We start from the raw sequence: 26234 nt of genomic DNA, 5'->3' as shown, positions 1-26234 counted from the left end.
CACCAAGGCCGCTGAGTAATCAGCGGCTTTTTGCGTCAGGAGAGAATTCGTGTCCCAAGCCAAGCGTTTTGAAAACTACATCGGTGGCCAGTGGGTTGCCGGCGCCGACTACTCGGCCAACATCAACCCGTCTGAGTTGTCTGATGTCATTGGCGAATACGCCAAGGCTGACCTCGCCCAGGTGCATGCCGCTATCGACGCTGCGCGCGCGGCATTCCCGGCGTGGTCCACGTCCGGCATCCAGGCGCGTCATGACTCCCTGGATAAAGTCGGCACTGAAATCCTTGCCCGTCGCGAAGAGCTCGGCACCCTGTTGGCCCGGGAAGAGGGCAAGACCCTGCCCGAAGCCATCGGCGAAGTGACCCGCGCCGGCAACATCTTCAAATTCTTCGCCGGTGAATGCCTGCGCCTGTCCGGCGACTACCTGCCGTCGGTGCGCCCGGGCGTCAACGTCGAAGTGACCCGTGAAGCCTTGGGCGTGGTTGGCCTGATCACGCCGTGGAACTTCCCGATCGCGATTCCTGCCTGGAAGATCGCCCCGGCCCTGGCGTACGGCAACTGCGTGGTGCTCAAGCCGGCTGAACTGGTGCCGGGTTGCGCCTGGGCCCTGGCCGAAATCATCTCCCGCGCAGGCTTCCCCGCCGGTGTGTTCAACCTGGTGATGGGCAGCGGCCGTGTGGTCGGCGATGCCATGGTCAACAGCCCGAAAGTCGACGGCATCAGCTTCACCGGCTCGGTGGGTGTGGGGCGTCAGATCGCTGTCAGCTGCGTGTCGCGCCAGGCCAAGGTGCAGTTGGAAATGGGCGGCAAGAACCCGCAGATCATTCTCGACGACGCCGACCTCAAGCAAGCCGTCGAGCTGTCGGTACAGAGCGCGTTCTACTCCACCGGTCAGCGTTGCACCGCTTCCAGCCGCTTTATCGTCACCGCCGGGATTCACGACCAGTTCGTCGCGGCCATGGCTGAGCGCATGAAGTCGATCAAGGTCGGCCACGCGCTGAAAACCGGTACCGACATTGGTCCGGTGGTTTCCCAGGCTCAGCTGGACCAGGACTTGAAATACATCGACATCGGCCAGAGCGAAGGTGCCCGGCTGGTCAGCGGTGGTGAGCTGGTGACGTGTGACACCGAAGGCTACTTCCTCGCGCCGACTCTGTTTGCCGACAGCGAAGCCGCGATGCGCATCAGCCGTGAAGAGATCTTCGGCCCGGTGGCCAACGTAGTGCGCGTGGCGGATTACGAGGCGGCGCTGGCGATGGCCAACGACACCGAGTTCGGCCTGTCGGCCGGTATCGCCACCACATCGCTGAAGTACGCCAACCACTTCAAGCGTCATTCCCAGGCCGGGATGGTGATGGTCAATCTGCCGACTGCCGGTGTGGATTACCACGTTCCATTCGGGGGCCGTAAGGGTTCATCCTACGGTTCGCGTGAGCAGGGTCGCTATGCGCAAGAGTTCTACACCGTGGTGAAAACCAGCTACATCGGTTCGTAACGCCAGCACTGTGGCGGGTCCGTGCCCGCCACAGGCTTACAATTTGATTACCCGCAAAAAAAATAATTAGTGGGAGTACATCTTCATGCAAGCGACCAAGCCGACTCACGTCCGCTATTTGATCCTGCTCATGCTGTTTCTGGTGACCACGATCAACTACGCCGACCGTGCCACCATTGCTATTGCCGGCTCCAGCCTGCAAAAAGACCTCGGCATTGACGCCGTCACCCTCGGCTATATCTTCTCCGCATTCGGTTGGGCCTACGTGGCCGGGCAAATTCCCGGCGGCTGGCTGCTGGACCGGTTCGGTTCGAAAAAGGTCTACGCCCTGAGCATTTTCACCTGGTCACTGTTCACCGTGCTGCAAGGCTATGTCGGTGAGTTCGGTGTCTCCACGGCCATCGTTGCGCTGTTCATGCTGCGGTTCCTGGTGGGCCTGGCTGAAGCGCCATCCTTCCCCGGAAATGCCCGCATTGTGGCGGCGTGGTTTCCTACCGCTGAACGCGGCACTGCCTCGGCGATCTTCAACTCGGCGCAGTACTTCGCCACCGTGTTGTTCGCACCGCTGATGGGCTGGATCGTCTACACCTTCGGGTGGCAGCACGTGTTTGTGGTGATGGGCGGCATCGGCATCGTGTTCTCGCTGATCTGGCTGAAAGTTATCCACAGCCCGCGCCAGCACCCGATGATCAACGAAGCCGAGTTCCAGCACATCGCAGCCAACGGCGCGATGGTCGACATGGATCAGGACAAGGGCAAAGGCAAGAAAACCGACGGGCCGAAGTGGGATTACATCCGTCAGTTGCTGACCAACCGCATGATGCTCGGCGTCTACCTGGGCCAGTACTGCATCAACGGCATCACCTATTTCTTCCTGACCTGGTTCCCGGTGTACCTGGTTCAGGAGCGCGGCATGACCATCCTCAAGGCCGGCTTTATCGCCTCGTTGCCAGCGATCTGCGGTTTTATCGGCGGCGTATTGGGCGGGGTGATTTCCGATTACCTGCTGCGTAAAGGCCATTCCCTGACCTTCGCCCGCAAGGCGCCGATCATTGGCGGCTTGCTGATTTCCAGCAGCATCGTTGCGTGCAACTACGTGGACATTGAATGGATGGTGGTGGGCTTCATGGCCCTGGCCTTCTTCGGTAAAGGCGTTGGCGCACTGGGTTGGGCGGTGGTGTCCGACACCTCGCCGAAACAAATCGCTGGCCTGAGTGGCGGTTTGTTCAATATGTTCGGCAACCTGGCGTCCATCAGCACACCGATCGTGATCGGCTACATCATCAGCACCACCGGTTCCTTCAAATGGGCCTTGGTGTTTGTGGGTGCCAACGCGTTGCTGGCGGTGTTCAGCTACCTGGTGATTGTCGGCCCGATCAAGCGTGTGGTGCTCAAAGAGCCGCCGGCCAACGGCCCTGAGCTGACTAAACTTTCTCAAGCGCATTCCTGAAGGGGCCCGCGTCATGCAGTTGATTGAACATGCCGATTCGCCACGCTCCATCCGTTTGCACGCGCTGGATAACGTGGTGATTGTGGTCAACGACCAGGGCGTACCGGCGGGGACCGAGTTTCCCGACGGCCTGGTGACGGTGGATTTCATTCCCCAAAGCCACAAGGTGACCCTGGAAGACATCCCCGAAGGCGGTCGGATCATTCGCTACGGCCAGACCATCGGGTATGCCTTGCGCCCGATTCCCCGCGGCAGTTGGGTTCAGGAAGATCAACTGCGCATGCCCACGGCGCCGCCCCTGGACAGCTTGCCGTTGTCCACCGAGGTGCCCGAGGCGCAGGCGCCGCTGGAAGGGTTTACCTTCGAAGGTTATCGCAACGCCGACGGTACGGTCGGCACGCGCAATATCCTTGGCATCACCACCACGGTGCAGTGCGTCACGGGCGTGCTGGACCACGCGGTGAAGCGCATCAAGGACGAGCTGCTGCCCAAGTATCCGAACGTCGATGACGTGGTCGCGCTGACCCACAGCTACGGCTGCGGCGTGGCGATTACCGCCACCGACGCCTACATTCCGATTCGCACCGTGCGTAACCTGGCGCGCAACCCGAACCTGGGCGGTGAGGCCCTGGTGATCAGCCTCGGTTGCGAGAAATTGCAGGCCGGGCAGGTGATGCACGACAACGACCGCTCGGTAGACCTGAGTGAGCCTTGGCTGTATCGGTTGCAGGACTCCAGCCACGGCTTTACCGAAATGATCGAACAGATCATGGAATTGGCCGAAACCCGCCTGAAGAAACTCGACCTGCGCCGGCGGGAAACCGTACCGGCGTCGGAGTTGATCCTCGGCATGCAGTGCGGTGGCAGCGATGCATTCTCAGGGATTACCGCCAACCCGGCGCTGGGTTATGCCTCGGATTTGCTGCTGCGGGCGGGCGCGACGGTGATGTTTTCCGAGGTAACCGAAGTGCGCGATGCGATCTACCTGCTGACGTCCCGTGCGCAGAACCAGGACGTGGCCCGGGAGCTGGTGCGGGAAATGGACTGGTACGATCGCTACCTGGCCAAGGGCGAGGCGGATCGCAGCGCCAACACCACGCCGGGCAACAAGAAGGGCGGGTTGTCGAATATTGTCGAGAAGTCGCTGGGCTCTATCGTCAAGTCGGGCAGCAGTGCGATCAATGGCGTGCTTGGCCCGGGTGAACGGTTCAATCGCAAGGGCCTGATTTTTTGCGCGACGCCGGCCAGTGATTTTGTGTGCGGTACGTTGCAGTTGGCGGCGGGGATGAACCTGCATGTGTTCACCACCGGGCGTGGTACGCCGTATGGGCTGGCGATGGCGCCGGTGGTGAAGGTCTCGACGCGCACCGAGCTGGCGCAGCGCTGGCCGGACCTGATTGATATCGATGCCGGGCGGATAGCCACCGGGCGCGCGACGATCGAGGAGCTGGGTTGGGAGTTGTTCCACTTCTATCTGGACGTGGCCAGCGGCAAGAAGCAGACCTGGGCGGAGCAGCACAAGCTGCATAACGACATTACGTTGTTCAACCCGGCGCCGATCACCTGAGACAGATGTGCACTGTGTGGGAGCTGGCTTGCCTGCGATAGCGGTAGGCCAGTCAACAATGATGTTTGCTGTACCGACGCCATCGCAGGCAAGCCAGCTCCCACATTTGATCGGTGTGCTCCAGACGAACCTGTGCCAGGTGGCTTATCATTAGCCACCTACCGACGCCCACCCAAGGTTCTCCCCGGCATGCTGGCAATTTTCCTACAAACCCTGAACATCACCGCGCCGGTGTTTGCCATGCTGTTCCTGGGCGTCCTGCTCAAGCGCATCAATTGGATCAACGACAACTTTATCCACATCGCCTCGGCCCTGGTGTTCAACGTCACCATGCCGGCCTTGCTGTTCCTCGGGATTCTCCACGCCGACCTGCATTCAGCCCTCAAACCCGGGCTGTTGATCTACTTCGCCGTGGCCACGTTGCTGAGCTTCGCCCTGGCCTGGGGCTGGGCGATCTTTCGTTGCCCCCGGGAAGATCGCGGCATTTACGCCCAGGGTGCGTTTCGCGGCAACAACGGCGTGATCGGCCTGGCCCTGGCGGCCAGCATGTATGGCGACTACGGGATTTCCCTCGGCGCGGTGCTCGCGGCGCTGGTGATCCTGTTCTACAACACCCTTTCGACCATTGTGCTGGCGGTGTACAGCCCGGTGATCAAGTCCGACCCGTGGAGCATCTTCAAGAGCGTGCTGGCCAACCCGTTGATCATCAGCGTGATCGCGGCGGCGCCCTTCGCGTATTTCCAGATTGGCCTGCCCGGCTGGCTGGAGTCTTCCGGGCAGTACCTGGCGGACATGACCTTGCCACTGGCGTTGATCTGTATCGGCGGCACCCTGTCGTTGGCGGCGCTGCGCAAAAGCGGTGACATGGCCCTGAGTGCCAGCCTGATGAAAATGGTCTGGCTGCCGGTGCTGGCCACCCTGGGGGCGTGGCTGCTGGGGTTCCGTGGGCCGGAGTTGGGGATTCTGTTCCTGTACTTCGGCGCGCCCACGGCGGCGGCCAGTTTTGTGATGGCGCGGGCGGCGGAGGGCAATCATGAGCTGGCGGCCGCGATTATCGTGATCACCACCTTGATGGCGGCGGTGACCACGAATATCGGGATTTTCGTGTTGCAGGCAGGCGGCTGGATTTAAACGTCTTTCTGGTAACTGTCGATCACTTCCTGAGCGGCACGGAAGGCATCAATCGCTGCCGGCACACCGGCATACACCGCGCAATGCAGCAGCGCCTCGCGAATCTCCTCCACGGTGCACCCATTGTTCAGCGCGCCGCGCACATGGCCCTTGAGTTCCTGCGGGCACTTGAGGGCGGTCAAGGCGGCGAGGGTGATCAGGCTGCGGGTTTTCAGCGGCAACCCTTCACGATTCCACACGCTGCCCCAGGCATGCTCGTTGACGAAATCCTGCAGCGGCTGGCTGAACTCGGTGGCGTTGCCCAGCGCCCGATCGACAAACACATCACCCATTACCTGGCGGCGCATTTCAACGCCGGGCTTTTTCTGTTCGGTCATTGCGATTCCCTCTTGTGTTGGCGGCGCCAGGCTCGCAGCGAGGCGAACAACAGGAAAGCCACCAGCGCTGGCAGGACGTAATACAGCATCAGTTGTTCAAGCTTGTTGGCCAGCGGCATGCCGAAGGTGAACGACACCACATGCAGCCCATACACCAGGTACAGGCCCAGGAACACCAGGCCTTCGGCCCGAGTGACGCGGTAGCCCGAATAGAACACCGGCAGGCACAACGCGACCACGCCAAGCATCACCGGCAGGTCAAAATCCAGCGCGTTGGGCGACACCGACAGCGGCGAAGGTGCCACCAGGGCGGTAAAGCCCAGCACCCCGAGCAGGTTGAACAGGTTGCTGCCGATCACGTTGCCCACGGCAATTTCCCGCTGGCCGCGCAGGGCGGCGATCAACGAGGTGGCGAGGCACGGCAGCGAAGTGCCGACGCCAATCAGCGTCAGGCCGATGATGCGCTCCGACAGCCCGAGGTCCTCGGCCACGTCCACCGCGGCGCCCAGCAGCAGGTGGCCGGCGAGGACCAGGATCAGCAGCCCGCCGAGCATCAGCAGCACGCTGCTCAGCCACGGCGCCTGCACCACAATGTCCCGGGTACGGGGGCGGCGGGAGTGGCGGGTCTGGTAGAGCAACACGCCGAGGTAGGCCACCAGGGCCACCAGCAGCAACAGGCCGTCGACGGGCGTCAGCTCTTCATTGGCGGCGAGCACAAACACCAGCAGGCTGGCGAGAATCATCACCGGGATGTCCAGGCGCACCAGTTGCCGCGAGACCCGCAGCGGGATGATCAGGGCCGACAGACCAAGGGTCACCAGGGTATTGAAGATACTGCTGCCGATCACGCTGCCCACGGCGATGTCGGTGTTATCGGCCAGGGTGGCTTGCAGGCTGATCGCCATTTGCGGGGCGCTGCTGCCGAAGGCGACGATGCTCAGGCCGATGATCAGCGGGCGCACCTTGAGACCGGCCGCCAGGCGCACGGCGGCGCGCACCAGGACTTCGGCGCCGACGATCAACAGCAGCAGGCCGCTGATCAGTTCGATCACGCTAAAGAGCGAGAGGGCGGTTAATCCGAAAATGGCCTGGGCTCCGTGGGTCAGTTGCTGAGGGCTTGCACGCGAACACGCGCGGTGCCGTTGCTGATCGTACCGAGCTGTTCGGCGGCTTTGCGTGAAAGGTCGATCAGGCGCCCACGGGTATGCGGGCCGCGGTCGTTGATGCGGACAACGACGCTTTTGTTGTTGTCGAGGTTGGTGACCTTCACCTGCGTGCCGAAGGGCAGGCGACGATGGGCGGCGGTCAGGGCATTCTGGTTGAACGGTTCACCGCTGGCAGTTCGGTTGCCGTGGTGTTTGGCGCCGTAGTAGGAGGCGGTGCCGGTTTGGTCGTAGCCGTTGGGGTCGATGAGGCCGCTGGCGCAGCCGGTGAGCAGTGAGAACAGGGCCAACAGGCCGAGTAGACGCTTCATTCAAGGTGTCCCCGAAAGTGATGTGGAAGCCGGCTTATGTGGGAGCCGGGCTTGCCCGCGATGCAAGCGCCTCGGTCGTTCAGGTGCACCGAGGTGATGCTATCGCAGACAAGCCAGCTCCCACACAAGCCGGCTCCCGCAGTGAGGCGACCGCGATCAGCCTTCGAGCTTGCTTTTCAGCAGTTCGTTGACCTGTTGCGGGTTGGCCTTGCCTTTGGAGGCTTTCATCGCCTGGCCGACAAAGAAGCCGAACATTTTGCCGCGCTTGGCTTCATCCGCCGCACGGTATTGTTCAACCTGTTCGGCGTTGGCTGCCAACATCTCGTCGAGCACGGCCGAAATCGCGCCGCTGTCGGTGACTTGCTTCAGGCCGCGCTTCTCGATGATCTCGTCAGCGTTGCCTTCGCCTGCGGCCATGGCTTCAAACACGGTCTTGGCGATTTTGCCGGAGATGGTGTTGTCCTTGATCCGCAGCAACATGCCGCCCAACTGCTCGGCGGACACCGGTGCTTCGTCGATTTCCAGGCCCTGTTTGTTCAACAGGCTGCCCAGCTCGACCATCACCCAGTTGGCCGCCAGTTTGGCGTCGCCGGCAATGCTCACGACTTTTTCGAAGTAGTTGGCTTGCTCGCGGCTCGAAGCCAGGACGCTGGCGTCATACACCGAAAGACCGAACTGCTCCTGGAAGCGCTCGCGCTTTTGCGGCGGCAATTCCGGCAGGGTGGCGCGCACGTCAGCCAGGAACGAGTCCTCGATGACCACCGGCAACAGGTCCGGGTCGGGGAAGTAACGGTAGTCGTTGGCTTCCTCTTTGCTGCGCATGGCGCGGGTTTCGTCTTTGTTCGGGTCGTACAGGCGCGTCTGCTGGATCACCTTGCCGCCGTCTTCGATCAGTTCGATCTGGCGACGCACTTCGGTGTTGATCGCCTTCTCGATGAAACGGAACGAGTTGACGTTCTTGATCTCGCAGCGAGTGCCGTACTCGGCCTGGCCTTTTGGTCGCACCGACACGTTGCAGTCGCAACGCAGCGAACCTTCGGCCATGTTGCCGTCGCAAATGCCCAGGTAACGCACCAGCGCGTGGATCGTCTTGACGTAGGCCACGGCTTCCTTGGCGCTGCGCATGTCCGGCTCGGACACGATCTCCAGCAACGGCGTGCCGGCGCGGTTCAGGTCGATGCCGGTGGCGCCGTTGAATTCTTCGTGCAGGCTCTTGCCGGCATCTTCTTCCAGGTGCGCACGGGTCACGCCGACACGTTTGATGGTGCCGTCTTCCAGCGGGATGTCCAGGTAGCCCTTGCCGACGATCGGCAATTCCATCTGGCTGATCTGGTAGCCCTTGGGCAGGTCCGGGTAGAAGTAGTTTTTACGGGCGAACACGTTGTGCTGGCCGATCTCGGCATCGATTGCGAGGCCGAACATCACCGCCATGCGCACCGCTTCCTGGTTCAGCACCGGCAGCACGCCGGGCATGCCCAGGTCTACGAGGCTGGCCTGGGTGTTGGGCTCGGAGCCGAACGTGGTGGCGCTACCGGAGAAAATCTTCGATTGGGTGGCGAGCTGGGTATGAATCTCCAGCCCGATCACGACTTCCCATTGCATAGTGTTCTCCTCAGAAGCCGGTAGGGGTGCGAGTGTGCCAGTCAGTGTTCAACTGGTACTGGTGCGCCACATTGAGCAGGCGGCCTTCCTGGAAATACGGGGCGAGCAGTTGCACGCCTACCGGCAAACCGTCGACGAAACCAGCAGGCATGGACAAGCCCGGCAGCCCCGCGAGGTTGGCGGTGATGGTGTACAGGTCTTCCAGGTACTCGGCGATCGGGTCGCCGGTCTTGGCGCCGATCTTCCAGGCCGGGTTCGGCGTGGTTGGGCCGAGGATCACGTCGACTTCATTAAAGGCAGCCATGAAGTCGTTCTTGATCAGGCGACGGATCTTTTGCGCCTTGAGGTAGTACGCGTCGTAGTAACCGGCCGACAGGGCGTAGGCACCGACCATGATCCGGCGCTGTACTTCCACACCGAAACCTTCGCCACGGGAGCGCTTGTAAAGGTCGGTGAGGTCTTTCGGGTTTTCGCAGCGGTAGCCGAAACGCACGCCGTCGAAACGCGACAGGTTGGAGGACGCTTCTGCCGGGGCGATCACGTAGTAGGCAGGAATCGCGTGCTGGTTGTTCGGCAGGCTGATTTCCTTGATCACGGCGCCGAGCTTTTCCAGCGCCTTGACGCTGTTGTGCACCAGTTCGGCAATGCGCGGATCGAGACCGGCGCTGAAATACTCTTTTGGCACGCCAATGCGCAGGCCTTTGATCGAGGTATTCAGGCTGGCGCTGTAGTCCGGCACGGGCTCGTCAATGCTGGTGGAGTCCTGCGGATCGAAGCCTGCCATGCCTTGTAACAATATTGCGCAGTCTTCAGCCGTGCGTGCCAGAGGGCCGCCCTGATCAAGACTGGAGGCATAGGCAATCATGCCCCAGCGGGAAACGCGACCGTAGGTCGGTTTCAAACCGGTGAGGTTGGTGAACGCGGCCGGTTGGCGGATCGAACCGCCGGTGTCGGTGGCCGTGGCGGCAGGTAACAGACGAGCGGCAACCGCGGCAGCCGAGCCGCCGGACGAACCGCCGGGCACGTGCTCAAGGTTCCACGGGTTTTTCACCGGGCCGTAGTGGCTCGACTCGTTGGCCGAGCCCATGGCGAATTCGTCCATGTTGGTCTTGCCCAGGGTCACAGCCCCGGCGGCAGCCAGCTTGGCGACCACGGTGGCGTCGTAGGGCGCCTTGAAATTGTCGAGCATCTTCGAGCCGCAACTGGTGCGAATGCCCTGGGTGCAGAACAGGTCTTTGTGGGCAATCGGCGCACCCAACAGGGCGCCGTTTTCACCGTTGGCGCGACGGGCGTCGGCGGCCTTGGCCTGGCTCAGGGCCAGTTCTTCGGTGATGCTGATGAAGCTGTTGACCGCAGGGTCCAGCTCGGCGATACGCGCCAGCAGGGTCTTGGTCAGCTCTTCGGAAGAAAACTTTTTGTCGGCGAGACCGCGGGCGATCTCGGCCAGAGTCAATTGATGCATTGCAGGCTCTTTCCCTTTAGTCGATGACTTTCGGAACCAGGTACAGGCCGTTTTCGACCGCTGGCGCGATGGACTGGTAAGCCTCGCGGTTATTGCGCTCGGTCACGACGTCGGCGCGCAGGCGCTGGCTGGCTTCCAGCGGGTGAGCCAGGGGCTCGATGCCGTCGGTATTCACGGCTTGCATTTGGTCGACCAGCCCGAGAATGCTGTTCAGGGCTGCGGTGGTCTGTGGAAGATCGGCTTCATTGAGGCCCAGGCAGGCCAAATGAGCGATTTTTTCCACGTCGGAGCGTTCAAGCGCCATGGGATTCTCCAGTGGAAAACAGAACGGAAGCTATCCGTGTGTTAGATTGTAGGAACACTACCGCATTTCTACGGTCATATGGCCGCGATTGTGGGGGTTGGTGCACAGAAAGTCGGCCAATTTAGCACATTGGCGCCTTGCCCAAAATCCCTGTCGTTGTTAGAGTTTGCCGCACTTTTTTACCCACGCGTTGCCTAGGGTCCCTTTCCCATGTTCAAGAAACTGCGTGGCATGTTTTCCAGCGATCTTTCCATCGACCTGGGCACTGCCAACACCCTTATTTACGTGCGCGAGCGCGGTATCGTCCTGAATGAGCCATCGGTTGTGGCCATTCGGACCCATGGTAATCAGAAAAGTGTCGTTGCCGTTGGCACCGAGGCCAAGCGCATGTTGGGCCGAACACCGGGCAACATTGCTGCCATTCGTCCGATGAAGGATGGCGTGATTGCCGACTTCAGCGTCTGCGAAAAGATGCTGCAGTACTTTATTAACAAGGTTCACGAAAACAGCTTCCTGCAGCCCAGCCCTCGTGTGCTGATCTGCGTTCCGTGCAAGTCCACCCAGGTGGAGCGTCGTGCCATCCGTGAATCGGCCCTTGGTGCCGGTGCCCGTGAAGTGTTCCTGATCGAAGAGCCAATGGCGGCTGCGATCGGTGCCGGCCTGCCGGTTGAAGAGGCGCGCGGCTCGATGGTGGTGGATATCGGTGGTGGTACCACTGAAATCGCCCTGATTTCCCTCAATGGTGTGGTGTATGCCGAATCCGTACGGGTTGGCGGCGACCGCTTCGACGAAGCGATCATCACCTACGTGCGTCGTAACTACGGCAGCCTGATCGGCGAGTCCACCGCCGAGCGCATCAAGCAGGAAATCGGTACCGCTTACCCGGGCGGCGAAGTTCGCGAAGTGGATGTTCGCGGTCGCAACCTGGCCGAAGGCGTTCCACGTGCCTTTACCCTGAACTCCAATGAAGTGCTGGAAGCTCTGCAAGAGTCCCTGGCCACCATCGTTCAGGCTGTGAAGAGCGCCCTGGAGCAATCGCCTCCGGAACTGGCTTCCGATATCGCCGAGCGTGGCCTGGTGCTGACCGGTGGTGGCGCCTTGCTGCGCGACCTCGACAAGTTGCTGGCCCAGGAAACCGGTCTGCCAGTGATCGTCGCTGAAGACCCGCTGACCTGCGTTGCCCGTGGCGGTGGTCGTGCACTGGAAATGATGGATAAACACACCATGGACCTGCTCTCCAGCGAATAAGCGTTTGCTGGTTGGCCCATGCTTCGCCAACAGGCAGCACTTTGCAGTGCTGCCTGTTGGCGTTTATCTTCTTCAATCTGCATCCAGGCCGGTTTGATGCCGTATGAATAAAGAAAACATTTGCCCGGGAGGAGCGGCTTATTAAACCGCTTTTCTCCAAAGGCCCCTCATTGGGCGTGCGCCTGTTGGTGCTGGTCGTGCTATCGGTTGCGCTGATGGTGGTCGATGCCCGCTTCACACTGCTCAAGCCAGTGCGTAGCCAGATGTCGCTGGTCCTGATGCAGACTTACTGGATCACCGACCTGCCGCAGCGTCTTTACCAGGGCGTGGCCAGCCAATTTGGCAGCCGCACCGAACTGGTGGCCGAAAACGAAAAACTCAAGACCGAAAACCTGCTGTTGCAGGGGCGCATGCAAAAGCTGGCGGCCCTCACCGAGCAGAACGTTCGGCTGCGCGAGTTGCTCAATTCCTCTGCGCTGGTCAACGAAAAGGTCGAAGTGGCCGAGTTGATCGGCATGGACCCGAACCCCTTCACCCACCGCATCATCATCAACAAGGGTGAGCGCGACGGCGTGGTCCTTGGCCAGCCGGTGCTCGATGCCCGTGGCTTGATGGGCCAGGTGGTGGAGTTGATGCCTTATACCTCCCGCGTCCTGTTGCTGACCGACACCACCCACAGTATCCCGGTGCAAGTTAACCGCAACGGTCTGCGGGCGATTGCCAGCGGTACGGGTAACCCGGAGCGCCTGGAATTGCGCCACGTGGCTGATACTGCCGACATCAAGGAAGGCGACCTGCTGGTCAGTTCCGGCCTGGGTCAGCGGTTCCCGGCAGGCTACCCGGTTGCGACGGTCAAGGAAGTGATCCACGATTCCGGCCAGCCGTTCGCCATCGTGCGCGCCGTGCCGACCGCCGCGTTGAACCGCAGCCGCTACCTGTTGCTGGTATTCAGTGACAACCGCACCCCGGAAGAGCGCGCCAACGAAGCCGCCCAGGCCCAGGAAGCGGAAGACAAGCAAAACGGCACTGCGCCGATCATTCCGGCCACCGTGCCAAAGCCGGCTGCACCTGCCGCCCCGGCTGCTGCTCCGGCAACCCCAGTCGCGCCTGTCGCAACCCCGGCCAAGCCGGTGGCCCATAGCGCGCGTCCGGCCAAGCCTGCGGCTGCTGCACCTGCCGCTGCCAAACCGCCCGCCGCCAAGCCACCGGCTGCGGCCCCGGCAACCACTCGGCAGAGGGAAGAATAATGGCCGGTACTCATTCGCGTAACGGCTGGATCGTCTGGCTGACCTTCGCCATCGGCTTGCTGCTCAGCGTTTCGCCGTTGCCGCAATTCATGGAAATCCTGCGTCCGCTGTGGCTCGCCTTGCTGCTGGCATTCTGGGCCCTGGCGTTGCCGCACAAGGTCGGGATGGTCACGGCCATGTGCCTCGGGCTGATGGAAGACGTGCTCTACGGCACGCTGCTCGGTCAGAACGCGCTGATCCTGACCCTCATTACCTTCCTGGTGCTGTCGTTGCAGCAGCGCCTTCGCATGTTCCCGATGTGGCAGCAGTGCCTGGTGATCCTGGTGATCTTCGGCCTGGCGCAGCTGGTACAGCTGTGGCTCAGTGCCTTGACCGGCAACCGCCAACCGACCCTGGCATTGGTGTTGCCCGCCCTGGTCAGCGCGTTGTTGTGGCCCTGGATCAGTTTCGGCCTGCGTGGATTGCGTCGTCGCTATAAAATCAATTGAATGGATCGCGAGGCTCTGCCTGGTTATCGAACCCCACAGGGAGAGTCTGCATGAATTCGCTTTACCTGGCCTCGGGCTCCCCGAGGCGGCGTGAACTGCTGACCCAGATCGGTGTGCCGTTCACTGTCGTCAGCGCCGCCATTGATGAAACTCCCCTTACCAATGAATCGCCGGCGTCCTACGTAGAGCGCCTGGCGCGCGGCAAGGCGGCGGCCGGCCGTGCGGCCCTGGCCGATGCGGCTGGCGCTTGCGTGCTGGGCGCCGACACCGCCGTCATCCTCGACGGCCAGATCCTCGGTAAACCCGTGGATCAGGCCGATGCCCAGGCCATGTTGCTGGCCCTTTCTGATCGTGAACATGAAGTCCTGACGGCCATTGCCCTGATTGATGACCAGCGTTGCGAAACGCGGCTGGTCAGTAGTCGCGTGCGCTTTCGCAAGATTTCAGCGGATGAAGCCACCACTTATTGGCACAGCGGCGAGCCCCACGACAAAGCGGGCGGCTATGCTATCCAAGGCTTGGCGGCGGTGTTCGTCGCCGGACTCAATGGCAGCTACTCTGCCGTCGTTGGCCTGCCGGTCTGCGAAACCGCAGAACTGCTGGGCCAATTCGGCATACCCTGTTGGCAAAACCTTACCGTGCGCTAAACGCCGTATTCCAGCGCCAAGCCTTAAGCGATCGGTCACTATTGTGAAAACGCCTGAACGAGACCCAGCCATGAGTGAAGAGATTCTGATCAATATCACGCCGATGGAATCGCGCGTGGCGGTGGTAGAGAACGGTGTTCTGCAAGAAGTGCATGTCGAGCGCACCCAAAAGCGCGGGATCGTCGGCAATATCTATAAAGGCAAGGTCGTGCGTGTGTTGCCGGGGATGCAGGCGGCTTTCGTCGACATCGGCCTGGACCGCGCCGCGTTTATCCATGCTTCGGAAATCTCCCTGCGTGAAGGCCCGGCGGTTGAAAGCATCAGCGCCCTGGTGCACGAAGGGCAAAGCCTGGTGGTGCAAGTCACCAAGGACCCGATTGGCTCCAAAGGCGCGCGGCTGACCACCCAACTGTCGATTCCTTCGCGCTACCTGGTGTACATGCCGCGCACAGCTCACGTTGGCATCTCCCTGAAAATCGAAGACGAAGCCGAGCGCGAGCGCCTGAAAAAGGTGGTCAGCGACTGCGTGGCGCTGGAAGGCATCAAGGAAGCCGGCGGTTTCATCCTGCGTACCGCCGCTGAAGGCGCCGGCGCCGATGAAATCCTCATGGACATCCGCTACCTGCGTCGCCTCTGGGACCAGATCGGCGCGCAGATCAAGACCATTGGCGCACCGAGCGTGATCTATGAAGACCTCGGCCTGGCCCTGCGCACGCTGCGTGATCTGGTCAGCCCGAAGATTGAGAAAATTCGTATCGACTCGCGGGAAACCTTCCAGCGCACCACGCAATTTGTTGCCGAGCTGATGCCGGAAATTGCCGATCGTCTGGAGCATTACCCGGGCGAGCGGCCGATCTTCGACTTGTACGGTGTCGAAGACGAAATTCAGAAAGCCCTCGAGCGCAAAGTGCCGCTCAAGTCCGGCGGCTACCTGGTGGTGGACCCGGCTGAGGCCATGAGCACCATCGACGTCAACACCGGCGCCTTTGTGGGCCATCGCAACCTCGAAGAAACCATCTTCAAGACCAACCTCGAAGCCGCCACCGCAATTGCCCGCCAACTGCGCCTGCGCAACCTGGGCGGGATCATCATCATCGACTTCATCGACATGGAGGATGAAGAGCACCAGCGCCAGGTACTGCGTACCCTTGAAAAGCAGCTGGAGCGCGATCACGCCAAGACCAACATCATCGGTATCACCGAATTGGGCCTGGTGCAGATGACCCGCAAGCGCACCCGCGAAAGCCTGGAACAAGTGCTGTGCGAGCCGTGTAGCAGTTGCCAGGGGCGCGGCAAGTTGAAGACCCCGGAAACGGTTTGCTACGAGATTTTCCGGGAAATCTTACGGGAGGCACGCGCCTACCAGGCCGAGGGCTATAGAGTCCTGGCTAACCAGAAGGTGGTCGACCGGCTGCTGGATGAAGAGTCCGGCAACGTGGCAGAGCTGGAAGGTTTTATCGGACGCACTATTCGCTTCCAGGTCGAAACCATGTATTCCCAGGAACAATATGACGTGGTGCTGCTCTGATTCGCGTTAGCTCTTATCAACGAGACCGGCAGACCTCGAACTGCCGTCCGACTATTGCCTTTGAGGGTCGCCTGACATGGAGCGTCTGATACGCTTTTTTGCCGCATTGACCCGCTGGGGCCTTGGCCTGTGCGCCTTGCTGCTGGTATTGGCAGCGGTGTACGTGAGCCTTGGCCGTGAATTGACGCCGCTGGTGGCGGAATACCGGGGCGAAATCGAAGCCAAGGCCCGTACTGCGCTGGACATGCCCTTGAGCATCGGCAGCCTGGAAGGGCGCTGGAGCGGTTTCGCCCCGGTGTTGATGGCCCACGATGTGATGGTCGGCGAGGGCAACAGCGCCCTGCGTCTGGATCAGGTGCAAGTCGTACCGGATATCTGGGCCAGCGTGCTGGCGCGCGAAGTGCGGATCGCCCATCTGGAAGTCAGTGGCCTGCAAGTCAGCGTGAAGGAAGACAAGGACGGCCACTGGGCGCTGCAAGGCCTGCCGGTGCAGGATGACCAGCCGCTGGATCCCGAACAACTGCTGACGCGCATGCAAATGGTCGGGCAAGTCTCATTGCTCGACAGCCAGGTGACGCTGCAGCCGTTCGAGCAGGCGCCGCTGACCTTGACCTATGTCGGTGTAAGCCTGCAGACCGGCGCCAACCGCCAGCGCCTGGACGCGCGCCTGACCCTGCCCGATGGCCAGCCGCTGGCGCTGAACCTGCGTACCCGGATCCGCGCCAGCCAGTGGAAAGACGGTGAAGCCGAGGCTTACCTGAGCTTGCCCCAGAGTGACTGGGCAAAATGGATCCCGGCAAAGCTGACCCGGCAATGGAAACTCACCGAACTCAAGGCCGGCGGCGAATTCTGGCTGACCTGGGGCAAGGGCACCGTGCAAAGCGCCGCCGTGCGCCTCAACGCTGCGCAACTCAAGGGCAGCTACGCCGACCGCAAGCCGACCCATATCGAGAACCTGGCCCTCACCGCGTACCTGCAACGCAGTGACAGCGGCCTCAAGGTGCTGTTCGACTCGCTGGCGATGAACCTCGGTGACACGCGCTGGGAGTCGCGCCTGCAACTGCAGCAAACCCTGGCGACCGACAAGGCCCAGGAAGTCTGGAACCTGCAGGCCGATCGTCTCGACCTGACCCCGATCACGCCGTTGCTGCATGCCCTGGCACCGTTGCCGGAGGCCCTGGCTACCACCCTGGATCACCTCAAGGCGACGGGTACGCTGCGCAACGTGTTGCTGGATTACCGTCCTGAAGACACCACTGACCAGCGCGTGAGCTTCGCGGCCAACCTCGACCGCATCGGTTTTGATGCCTACTTCGGCGCCCCGGCGGCCCGTAATGTCAGCGGCAGCATCAGCGGTGACCTGGGCAAGGGCGAGTTGCGCATGGACAGCAAGGACTTCTCCTTGCACCTGTTTCCGATCTTCGCCAAGCCCTGGCAGTACATCCAGGCCAACGCTCGCCTGACGTGGAAGCTGGATAAAGAAGGCTTCACCCTGATTGCGCCGTACATCAAGGTGCTGGGGGAAGAGGGCAAAGTGGCGGCGGACTTCCTGATTCGCCTGCATTTCGACCATAGCCAGGAAGACTACATGGACCTGCGGGTCGGCATGGTCGACGGCGATGGCCGCTTCACCCCCAAATACCTGCCCGCCGTCTTGAGCCCGGCACTCGATGAATGGCTGCGCACCGCGATCCTCAAGGGCGCGGTGGACGAGGGTTTCTTCCAGTACCAGGGCTCGCTGAACCACGATGCGCTGCCTGCTTCGCGCAATATCAGCCTGTTCTTCAAGGTGCACGATGCCGAACTGGCATTCCAGCCGGTCTGGCCGCATGTCAGCAAGGTCAAGGGCGAAGTGTTTGTCGAGGAAAGCGGCGTGCGCATCCTGGCCAGCAAGGGCCAGTTGCTCGACACCAAGGTCAACGACATCTACGTCAACATTCCCCATGCCCCTGAAGGCAAGGACAGTCACCTGCTGCTGACCGGCAATTTTGCCGGCGGCTTGGGCGATGGCCTGAAGATCCTTCAGGAGGCGCCGATTGGCACCGCCTCGACCTTCGCCGGCTGGAAAGGCGACGGCGACCTGCAAGGCAAGCTCGACCTGGATATTCCCCTGGCCAAGGGGGCCGACCCGAAGATTGTGGTGGATTTCAAGACCGACAAGGCGCGCCTGCAACTGGCTGAGCCTACGCTGGACCTGAGCCAACTCAAGGGTGATTTCCGTTTCGACAGCGCCAAGGGCCTGAGTGGCCAGAACATCAGCGCCCAGGCCTTCGACCGGCCGATCACCGCGCAGATTTTTGCCGATGGCCGGCAGGGCAATCTCAATACCCGCGTGACCGCCAAGGGGCAGGTGACCGTCAAGCGTCTGACTGACTGGCTGAAAGTCAGCCAGCCGTTGCCGGTGTCCGGCGATATCCCCTACCAATTGCAGCTCAACCTCGACGGCGCCGACAGCCAGTTGATGGTCAGTTCCAACCTCAAGGGCGTGGCCGTGGACCTGCCGGCACCGTTCGGCATGCCGGCGAGCCAGGGCCGTGACAGCGTGTTCCGCATGACGCTGCAGGGTAAGGAGCGCCGCTACTGGTTCGATTATGGCGAGTTGGGCAGCTTCACCTTCGCCGCCCCGGCGGACAATTTTGCCGATGGCCGTGGTGAGCTGTTCCTGGGGGAGGGCGATGCCGTGTTGCCGGCCGGCAAGGGCTTGCGTATTCGCGGGGTGTTGTCGGAGCTGGATGTCGATCCCTGGAAAAAACTGGTAGACCGCTATGCTGGCAACGACCCGGGTGGCAGTGCCAAGCAACTGTTGAGCGGGGCTGACTTCAAGATTGGCAAGCTGACCGGCTTCGGCACGCAGTTTGACCAGGTCAACCTGCAACTGGATCGCAAGCCCGCGGCCTGGGGCTTGCAGTTCGACAGCCAGCAAGCCAAAGGCACTGTGGGGCTACCGGATGCCAAGGGCGCGCCGATCGCGGTCAACTTGCAATACGTGAAATTGCCGGCAGTGGATCCGACGGTGCAGGCGGATGAAAATGCGCCGGACCCGCTGGCTGATGTCGATCCCAAGGATATTCCGGCACTGGATATCTCGATTGCCCAGTTGTTCCAGGGCCCGGACCTGGTAGGTGCCTGGTCGTTGAAAGTCCGGCCGACCACCAAGGGCATGGCGTTCAACAGCCTCAACCTGGGCCTCAAGGGCATGCTGCTCCAGGGCGCCGGCGGTTGGGAGGGGGCCCCCGGAGCCAGTAGCAGTTGGTACAAGGGCCGCCTGGATGGCAAGAACATTGGGGACGTGCTCAAGGGCTGGGGTTTTGCGCCGAGCGTGACCAGTGAAGAGTTTCATGTGGACGTGGACGGCCGCTGGCCGGGTTCGCCGGCCTGGGTCGGTCCCAAGCGTTTCTCCGGCAGCCTGGATGCCAGCTTCCGCAAAGGGCAGTTTGTTGAAGTGGAAGGCGGCGCCCAGGCCCTGCGGGTGTTTGGTTTGCTGAACTTCAACTCTATCGGTCGCCGGCTGCGGCTGGACTTCTCGGACTTGCTCGGTAAAGGCTTGAGTTATGACCGGGTCAAGGGCTTGCTGGCCGCCAGTAATGGCGTGTTTGTGACCCGTGAGCCGATCACCATGACGGGCCCGTCAAGCAACCTGGAGATCAACGGCACCCTGGACCTGGTGGCGGATCGCGTCGATGCGAAGTTGCTGGTAACGCTGCCGGTGACCAATAACCTGCCGATTGCCGCGCTGATCGTCGGCGCGCCGGCCATTGGCGGTGCATTGTTCCTGATCGACAAGCTGATTGGCGACCGCGTCTCGCGTTTCGCCAGCGTCCAGTACAAGGTCGAAGGCCCATGGAAAGACCCGAAAATCACCTTCGACAAGCCATTTGAAAAACCAAACTGAGTGCCTGCGGAGTAGCATGGCACTATCCCTTTTTGGTGCATGCCTTTTCTGGAGTGTGGGCCCATGTCCTTTGCGGTAATTCAAATGGTCAGCCAAAGCGATGTGCTGGCCAACCTGGCCCAGGCCCGGCGCCTGCTGGAACAAGCGGCGGCGGGCGGTGCCAGGCTCGCCGTACTCCCGGAAAACTTCGCCGCCATGGGCCGTCGTGATGTGGCCGATATCGGTCGCGCCGAGGCCTTGGGCGAAGGTCCCATCCTGCCATGGTTGAAACAGGCCGCTCGCGACCTCACCTTATGGATAGTGGCCGGCACTTTGCCGTTGCCTCCAAAGGATCAACCGAACGCCAAGTCCAATGCCTGCTCGTTGCTGATCGATGATCAGGGCGAAATCGTCGCCCGCTACGACAAGCTGCACCTGTTCGATGTCGACGTAGCCGATGCCCGGGGCCGTTATCGCGAATCCGATGACTATGCTCATGGTAGCCAGGTGGTGGTGGCGGATACGCCGGTCGGCCGCCTGGGGCTGACGGTGTGCTACGACTTGCGCTTCCCGGAGCTGTACAGCGAGTTGCGCGCTGCGGGTGCCGAGTTGATCACTGCGCCTTCCGCCTTTACGGCGGTGACGGGCGCTGCGCACTGGGATGTGCTGATTCGCGCGCGGGCTATCGAAACCCAGTGTTACCTGCTGGCGGCTGCCCAGGGCGGCGTGCACCCGGGACCTCGGGAGACCTTCGGGCATGCAGCAATTATCGACCCATGGGGCCGAGTGCTGGCACAACAGGATCAAGGCGAGGCGGTGTTGCTGGCCGAACGCGATAGCAGTGAACAGGCGTCGATACGGACGCGCATGCCGGTGGCAGGCCACCGGCGCTTTTTCTCGCAGGGCGCGCAGCGACCTGCTTCAGAACGATGAATTTAAGGCCAAACCTATGAGCGAGTTGTTGTCCTCAGTCAGTGAACACCTCCTGGCGCCCGGTGGCGTGACCATCGAAAGCTTGCAAACGGTCCTCGGCGATCTGGCCGGGCCGGGCATCGATGCTGCCGACCTGTATTTCCAGGGGCAGATTTCCGAGTCCTGGGCCCTGGAAGACGGGATCGTCAAGGAAGGCAGCTTCAACCTCGACCAAGGCGTGGGCGTGCGTGCCCAGTCCGGTGAAAAAACCGGTTTTGCCTACAGCAATGCCATCACCCTTGAAGCCCTGGGCCTGGCGGCTCGCGCTGCCCGTTCGATCTCCCGTGCCGGCCAGAACGGCACGGTGCAGGCGTTCAGCACCCAGGACGTGGCCCAGTTGTATGCGCCGGATAACCCGCTGGAAGTGATCAGCCGCGCCGAAAAGGTCGAGCTGCTCAAGCGTGTGGACGCCGCGACCCGCGCCCTGGACCCGCGCATCCAACAAGTCACCGTGAGCATGGCCGGCGTGTGGGAGCGCATCCTCGTGGCCTCCACCGATGGCGGCCTGGCGGCGGATGTGCGGCCACTGGTGCGTTTCAATGTCAGTGTGATCGTCGAGAAGAACGGCCGCCGCGAGCGCGGTGGTCATGGCGGCGGCGGGCGTACCGACTACCGTTACTTCCTCACCGAAGACCGCGCCATGGGGTATGCCCGTGAAGCGCTGCGCCAGGCCCTGGTCAATCTGGAAGCGATTCCGGCGCCGGCCGGTACGTTGCCGGTGGTGCTGGGTTCCGGCTGGTCCGGCGTGCTGTTGCATGAAGCGGTGGGCCACGGCCTGGAAGGTGACTTCAACCGCAAGGGCAGTTCGGCCTACAGCGGCCGCATGGGCGAGATGGTTGCGTCCAAGCTCTGCACCATCGTCGATGACGGCACCCTGGCCGGGCGTCGTGGTTCGTTGAGCGTCGATGATGAAGGCACGCCGACGGAGTGCACCACCCTGATCGAAAACGGCGTGCTCAAGGGCTACATGCAAGACAAGCTCAACGCTCGCCTGATGGGCGTGGCCCGCACGGGTAACGGTCGTCGCGAGTCCTACGCGCACCTGCCGATGCCGCGCATGACCAACACCTACATGCTCGGTGGCGAAAGCGACCCGGCTGAAATCATCGCCTCGGTGAAGCGCGGCATCTACTGCGCCAACCTCGGTGGCGGGCAGGTGGACATCACCAGCGGCAAGTTTGTGTTCTCCACCAGCGAGGCGTACTTGATCGAAGACGGCAAGATCACCGCGCCGGTCAAGGGTGCAACGTTGATTGGCAATGGCCCGGAAGCCATGAGCAAGGTGTCGATGGTCGGTAACGACCTGTCGCTGGACAGCGGTGTGGGGACGTGCGGGAAAGATGGGCAGTCGGTGCCGGTGGGTGTCGGCCAGCCAACCCTGAAAATTGATGCGATCACCGTGGGTGGCACGGGGTCGTAAGAACGGGAGCTTCGGGTGGCGAAGGCCGCCACCCGGGGAAGAGGGTCAGCGCAGGCCGCGTTGACTATCGTCCAGCTCACGGATGTATTTGAAGATTTTTCGGCTGGAAGCCGGTGGCTTGCTTTGCGCCAGTTCGTGCTGGGCCTGACGGATCAGGGAGCGCAATTGTTGGCGATCGGCATCCGGGTATTCGATGACGAACTTCTCCAGCACCGCGTCGTCGCCGGCGATCAGGCGATCACGCCAGCGTTCCAGGTTATGGAAGCGCTCGTTGTACTGGCGAGTGGAGGCGTCGAGTTGATCGAGCAACGTCAGAATCGCGTCAGTGTCCTGGTCGCGCATCAGTTTGCCGATAAACATAAGGTGCCGTTTACGCGCGATATTCGCGGTGTGCTTGGGCGCATCGTTCAGAGCCCGGCGCAGGGCGTCGGTCAATGGCAGTTTTGCACACAAGTCAGGCTTGAGTGTTGTAAGGCGCTCGCCGAGGTCAACCAGAGCATGTAGCTCACGTTTGACCTGAGATTTGCTTTTCTCCCCATCGAGGGAGTCGTCGTAAGAATCAACCATGGTGGCAGTCCGCAAAGAAACGCCGCCATGATAACCAGTCGGGGGCCGCTTGTCCGGCCCGGTCGCTAGAAGGCCTTAACCGAAAGCAGAATTTGAGTGGAGAAAACCATGAGTGCAGCCCAAAGCGTCGGTCCGCAAGCGTTACCGGCACTGCAGGAACAAGTCGAGCAGATCATTGCCGAGGCCAAGCGCCAGGGGGCCAGTGCCTGTGAAGTGGCGGTGTCCCTGGAGCAGGGGTTGTCGACTTCGGTGCGCCAGCGTGAAGTGGAAACCGTCGAATTCAACCGCGACCAGGGGTTTGGCATCACCTTGTACGTGGGCCAGCGCAAAGGCTCGGCCAGCACCTCCGCCAGTGGCCCGGAAGCGATTCGCGAAACCGTCGCCGCCGCACTGGCGATTGCCAAGCACACTTCCGAAGACGAAAGCTCGGGCCTGGCCGATGCGGCCTTGATGGCGCGTGACCTGAAGGATTTTGACCTGTTTCACGCCTGGGATATCACCCCGGAGCAGGCCATTGAACAAGCGCTGACCTGTGAGGCGGCGGCCTTTGATGCCGACAGCCGGATCAAGAACGCCGATGGCACCACCTTGAGCACCCACCAGGGCTGCCGTGTGTATGGCAACAGCCACGGTTTTATCGGCGGTTATGCCTCGACGCGTCACAGCCTGAGCTGCGTGATGATTGCCGAAGCCAACGGCCAGATGCAGCGTGATTACTGGTACGACGTGAACCGCCAGGGCGATTTGCTGGCGGACCCGGTGAGCATTGGCCAGCGTGCCGCGCAACGGGCCGCCAGCCGCCTGGGCGCGCGTCCGGTGCCGACGTGCGAAGTACCGGTGCTGTTCTCGGCGGAACTGGCCGGTGGTTTGTTCGGCAGTTTCCTTGGGGCGATTTCCGGCGGCAACCTGTATCGCAAGTCGTCGTTCCTGGAAGGGGCGATCGGCCAGAAGCTGTTCCCGGAGTGGCTGACCATCGATGAGCGTCCGCACCTGATGCGCGCCATGGGCAGTTCGTCGTTTGACGGTGATGGCCTGGCCACCTATGCCAAGCCGTTCGTCGAGAACGGTGAGTTGGTGTCCTATGTGCTGGGCACCTATGCCGGTCGCAAGCTCGGCCTGCCCAGCACCGCCAACGCCGGCGGCGTGCACAACCTGTTCATCACCCATGGCGATGAAGACCAGGCGGCGCTGTTGCGCCGTATGGGGCGCGGCTTGCTGGTCACCGAGTTGATGGGGCATGGCCTGAACATGGTCACGGGCGACTACTCCCGTGGCGCGGCGGGTTTCTGGGTTGAAAACGGCGAAATTCAGTTCGCCGTGCAGGAAGTGACCATCGCCGGCAACATGCGCGACATGTTCAAGCAGATTGTCGCGGTGGGTAATGACCTGGAACTGCGCAGCAACATCCGCACCGGTTCGGTGTTGATCGAGAAGATGACCGTCGCCGGTAGCTGACCCGCCGAAAGACGCTGTAAACAAGGCGCGCCACCCATTGGGTAGCGCGCTTTTTTTGTGCCTGGAATTCCGAGTGATTTCCTCAGGCTCTTGTTTTGATTCTCAATATCATTTAATAATAAATATCATTACCGAATGAGCGTGGATCATGAGTTCTGTCCTGCATGAGGATCCCTACCTGGAAAGCTGGCGTTGGATGAGCCGTCAGATTCGCTGCGGCCTTGATCCCGACGAGCCCCGCCTGATCGAACATTACCTGGCCGAAGGCCGGTACCTCGCCTGTTGCACGGCGACCCATCCGTGGACCATCGGCGAAACCTCATTCCGCCTGCTGCTCGACACCGCCTCCGACATCGCCTTGCCCTGGCACTGGCGGTCCATGTGCCTGGACCAGGCCTGGCGCCCGTTGCGCGACCTGGAAAAACTGTCCCACTGTGCCTGCCGCCTCAAGCGCTGGCAGACCTTTGCCTGGCAATTGGCGACCTGCGAATTGCTGCCATCGATTTCTCACTCTGACCTGGTGCAAGGATCTTCCGATGAGTAACACCCGTATCGAACGCGACAGCATGGGCGAACTGCAAGTACCTGCCGAGGCCTTGTATGGTGCGCAAACCCAGCGAGCGGTGAACAACTTTCCCATCAGCCATCAACGTATGCCGGCGCAATTCATCCGTGCGCTGATCCTGGCCAAGGCCGCCGCCGCCAAGGCCAACGTGGAGCTGAAACAACTGAGCGAAGCCCAGGGCAAGGCCATCGTTGATGCTGCCCAGGGTTTGCTGGAAGGCGACTTCATGCAGCATTTCCCGGTGGATATCTTCCAGACCGGTTCTGGCACCAGCTCCAACATGAACGCCAACGAAGTGATTGCGACCCTCGCCAGTCGCTTGCTGGGCGAGCCGGTCAACCCTAACGATCACGTCAACTGCGGCCAGAGCAGCAACGACATCATCCCCACCACCATCCATGTCAGCGCGGCGCTGGTGCTGCACGAACAAACGCTGCCGGCACTGCTGCACCTGGTGCAGGTGATCGAACACAAGGCCGAAGAGGTGCATCGCTTCGTCAAGACCGGCCGGACGCACCTGATGGACGCCATGCCAGTGCGCATGAGCCAGGTGCTCAATGGCTGGGCCCAGCAACTCAAGGCGAATATCGGCCATCTGCAAGACCTGCTGCCGAGTCTGCAGGCGCTGGCCCAGGGCGGTACCGCCGTCGGTACCGGGATCAATGCCCATCCGGAATTTGCGGCGCGTTTCAGCCAGCAACTGAGCGGCCTGACTCAGGTTCAATTCACACCCGGCAAGAACCTGTTTGCACTGATTGGCTCCCAGGACACTGCCGTCGCGGTCTCCGGGCAACTCAAGACCACTGCGGTGTCCTTGATGAAAATTGCCAACGACTTGCGCTGGATGAACTCCGGCCCGTTGGCCGGCCTCGGTGAAATCGAACTGGAGGGCCTGCAGCCGGGCTCCTCGATCATGCCGGGCAAGGTCAACCCGGTGATCCCGGAAGCCACTGCGATGGTTGCCGCGCAAGTCATCGGCAATGACACGGTGATCACCATCGCCGGTCAGTCCGGCAACTTCGAACTCAATGTGATGCTGCCGATCATTGCCCAGAATCTGCTCGGCAGCCTGGAATTGCTGGCCAACTCAAGCCGTTTGCTGGCGGACAAGGCCATTGCCAGCTTCAAGGTCAACGAAGCCAAGCTCAAGGAGGCGCTGTCGCGCAACCCGATCCTGGTGACCGCACTCAACCCGATCATCGGTTACCAAAAGGCCGCCGAAATCGCCAAGAAGGCCTATCAACAAGGCCGTCCGGTGATTGATGTGGCGCTCGAACACACCGACTTGCCCCGCAGCCAACTGGAAATCCTGCTGGATCCGGAAAAGCTCACGGCCGGCGGCGTGTAATCACCGACCCTGCTTT

The 26234-nt window shown here is 61.6% G+C and carries 22 protein-coding genes; 15 read left to right on the top strand and 7 right to left on the bottom strand.

The window, feature by feature from the left end:
• The first annotated feature begins 49 nt into the window (after positions 1-49).
• The 4 genes from P3C29_RS11465 (at position 50) to P3C29_RS11450 (ending at position 5643) form a co-directional block, all read left to right on the top strand.
• The gene (locus P3C29_RS11465; RefSeq protein WP_003216060.1) at positions 50-1495 is read left to right on the top strand and encodes an aldehyde dehydrogenase family protein; all 1446 of its coding nucleotides are present in this window, start codon (positions 50-52) and stop codon (positions 1493-1495) included.
• A gap of 85 nt (positions 1496-1580) precedes the next feature.
• On the top strand, positions 1581-2945 hold the full coding sequence (locus P3C29_RS11460) for an MFS transporter (protein WP_010170736.1): 1365 nt from the start codon (positions 1581-1583) through the stop codon (positions 2943-2945).
• 13 nt (positions 2946-2958) lie between these two features.
• Positions 2959-4512, top strand: a complete 1554-nt coding sequence (gene garD, locus P3C29_RS11455; RefSeq protein WP_275964568.1) for a galactarate dehydratase — start codon at positions 2959-2961, stop codon at positions 4510-4512.
• Between the two features lie 189 nt (positions 4513-4701).
• Complete coding sequence (locus tag P3C29_RS11450; protein ID WP_010170731.1) at positions 4702-5643, top strand: AEC family transporter; 942 nt, start codon at positions 4702-4704, stop codon at positions 5641-5643.
• Here the strand turns inward: P3C29_RS11450 and P3C29_RS11445 are convergent.
• The 6 genes from P3C29_RS11445 to gatC all read right to left on the bottom strand — a co-directional run bounded on the left by P3C29_RS11445 (position 5640) and on the right by gatC (position 10862).
• A complete protein-coding gene (locus tag P3C29_RS11445) occupies positions 5640-6020 on the bottom strand; it encodes a carboxymuconolactone decarboxylase family protein (RefSeq protein WP_088422719.1) in 381 nt (126 codons plus the stop codon). The two genes, P3C29_RS11450 and P3C29_RS11445, sit on opposite strands and share 4 nt — an antisense overlap.
• The gene (locus tag P3C29_RS11440; protein WP_275964567.1) at positions 6017-7072 is read right to left on the bottom strand and encodes a calcium/sodium antiporter; all 1056 of its coding nucleotides are present in this window, start codon (positions 7070-7072) and stop codon (positions 6017-6019) included. The genes P3C29_RS11445 and P3C29_RS11440 overlap by 4 nt, the downstream gene beginning before the upstream one ends.
• Before the next feature lie 50 nt (positions 7073-7122).
• Positions 7123-7494: a septal ring lytic transglycosylase RlpA family protein gene (locus tag P3C29_RS11435; protein ID WP_275964566.1), complete on the bottom strand. Its 372-nt coding sequence runs from the start codon at positions 7492-7494 to the stop codon at positions 7123-7125.
• Positions 7495-7650: 156 nt separating this feature from the next.
• Positions 7651-9096, bottom strand: coding sequence for an Asp-tRNA(Asn)/Glu-tRNA(Gln) amidotransferase subunit GatB (gatB, locus tag P3C29_RS11430; protein WP_010170723.1), 1446 nt, complete (start codon positions 9094-9096; stop codon positions 7651-7653).
• 10 nt (positions 9097-9106) lie between these two features.
• Complete coding sequence (gatA, locus tag P3C29_RS11425) at positions 9107-10558, bottom strand: Asp-tRNA(Asn)/Glu-tRNA(Gln) amidotransferase subunit GatA (RefSeq protein WP_169386306.1); 1452 nt, start codon at positions 10556-10558, stop codon at positions 9107-9109.
• 16 nt (positions 10559-10574) lie between these two features.
• The gene (gene gatC, locus P3C29_RS11420; RefSeq protein WP_003216077.1) at positions 10575-10862 is read right to left on the bottom strand and encodes an Asp-tRNA(Asn)/Glu-tRNA(Gln) amidotransferase subunit GatC; all 288 of its coding nucleotides are present in this window, start codon (positions 10860-10862) and stop codon (positions 10575-10577) included.
• Between the two features lie 210 nt (positions 10863-11072).
• On the opposite strand from gatC, the gene mreB reads away from it, so the two are divergent.
• The 8 genes from mreB to tldD all read left to right on the top strand — a co-directional run bounded on the left by mreB (position 11073) and on the right by tldD (position 22283).
• A complete protein-coding gene (gene mreB, locus P3C29_RS11415) occupies positions 11073-12110 on the top strand; it encodes a rod shape-determining protein MreB (RefSeq protein ID WP_002555108.1) in 1038 nt (345 codons plus the stop codon).
• A gap of 140 nt (positions 12111-12250) precedes the next feature.
• Complete coding sequence (gene mreC / locus P3C29_RS11410) at positions 12251-13357, top strand: rod shape-determining protein MreC (RefSeq protein ID WP_081480076.1); 1107 nt, start codon at positions 12251-12253, stop codon at positions 13355-13357.
• Positions 13357-13845 (top strand): rod shape-determining protein MreD, encoded by a 489-nt coding sequence (gene mreD, locus P3C29_RS11405; protein WP_010170623.1) that lies wholly within the window; start codon positions 13357-13359, stop codon positions 13843-13845. Before mreC ends, mreD begins: the two co-directional genes overlap by 1 nt.
• A 50-nt stretch (positions 13846-13895) precedes the next feature.
• Positions 13896-14492, top strand: coding sequence for a Maf family protein (locus P3C29_RS11400; RefSeq protein ID WP_201125368.1), 597 nt, complete (start codon positions 13896-13898; stop codon positions 14490-14492).
• Positions 14493-14562: 70 nt separating this feature from the next.
• The gene (gene rng / locus P3C29_RS11395) at positions 14563-16020 is read left to right on the top strand and encodes a ribonuclease G (protein ID WP_003216085.1); all 1458 of its coding nucleotides are present in this window, start codon (positions 14563-14565) and stop codon (positions 16018-16020) included.
• Between the two features lie 76 nt (positions 16021-16096).
• On the top strand, positions 16097-19912 hold the full coding sequence (locus tag P3C29_RS11390; RefSeq protein WP_275964565.1) for a YhdP family protein: 3816 nt from the start codon (positions 16097-16099) through the stop codon (positions 19910-19912).
• A 63-nt stretch (positions 19913-19975) separates the two neighbouring features.
• Positions 19976-20824 (top strand): carbon-nitrogen hydrolase family protein, encoded by an 849-nt coding sequence (locus tag P3C29_RS11385; RefSeq protein WP_275964564.1) that lies wholly within the window; start codon positions 19976-19978, stop codon positions 20822-20824.
• 16 nt (positions 20825-20840) lie between these two features.
• The gene (gene tldD, locus P3C29_RS11380; protein WP_275964563.1) at positions 20841-22283 is read left to right on the top strand and encodes a metalloprotease TldD; all 1443 of its coding nucleotides are present in this window, start codon (positions 20841-20843) and stop codon (positions 22281-22283) included.
• A gap of 45 nt (positions 22284-22328) precedes the next feature.
• Here the strand turns inward: tldD and yjgA are convergent, their stop codons facing one another.
• Entirely contained in the window at positions 22329-22850 is a 522-nt protein-coding gene (gene yjgA, locus P3C29_RS11375; protein ID WP_003216092.1) for a ribosome biogenesis factor YjgA, read from the bottom strand.
• A gap of 108 nt (positions 22851-22958) precedes the next feature.
• Between yjgA and pmbA the strand changes: the two genes are divergently transcribed.
• From pmbA to P3C29_RS11360, 3 genes are all read left to right on the top strand, one after another.
• A complete protein-coding gene (gene pmbA, locus P3C29_RS11370) occupies positions 22959-24305 on the top strand; it encodes a metalloprotease PmbA (protein ID WP_010170604.1) in 1347 nt (448 codons plus the stop codon).
• Between the two features lie 148 nt (positions 24306-24453).
• Positions 24454-24849 carry a hypothetical protein gene (locus tag P3C29_RS11365; protein WP_010170602.1) on the top strand — a complete coding sequence of 132 codons (396 nt, stop codon included), beginning with the start codon at positions 24454-24456 and terminating at the stop codon, positions 24847-24849.
• Complete coding sequence (locus tag P3C29_RS11360) at positions 24842-26218, top strand: class II fumarate hydratase (protein WP_201125365.1); 1377 nt, start codon at positions 24842-24844, stop codon at positions 26216-26218. Before P3C29_RS11365 ends, P3C29_RS11360 begins: the two co-directional genes overlap by 8 nt.
• The last annotated feature ends 16 nt before the right edge of the window (positions 26219-26234 follow it).

Origin of the sequence: Pseudomonas sp. 1912-s (assembly GCF_029269205.1) — a bacterium.
Classification (GTDB): Bacteria; Pseudomonadota; Gammaproteobacteria; order Pseudomonadales; family Pseudomonadaceae; genus Aquipseudomonas.
The sequence above is the reverse complement of the archived record's forward strand: the minus strand, read 5'-3'. Positions and strand labels throughout refer to the sequence as shown.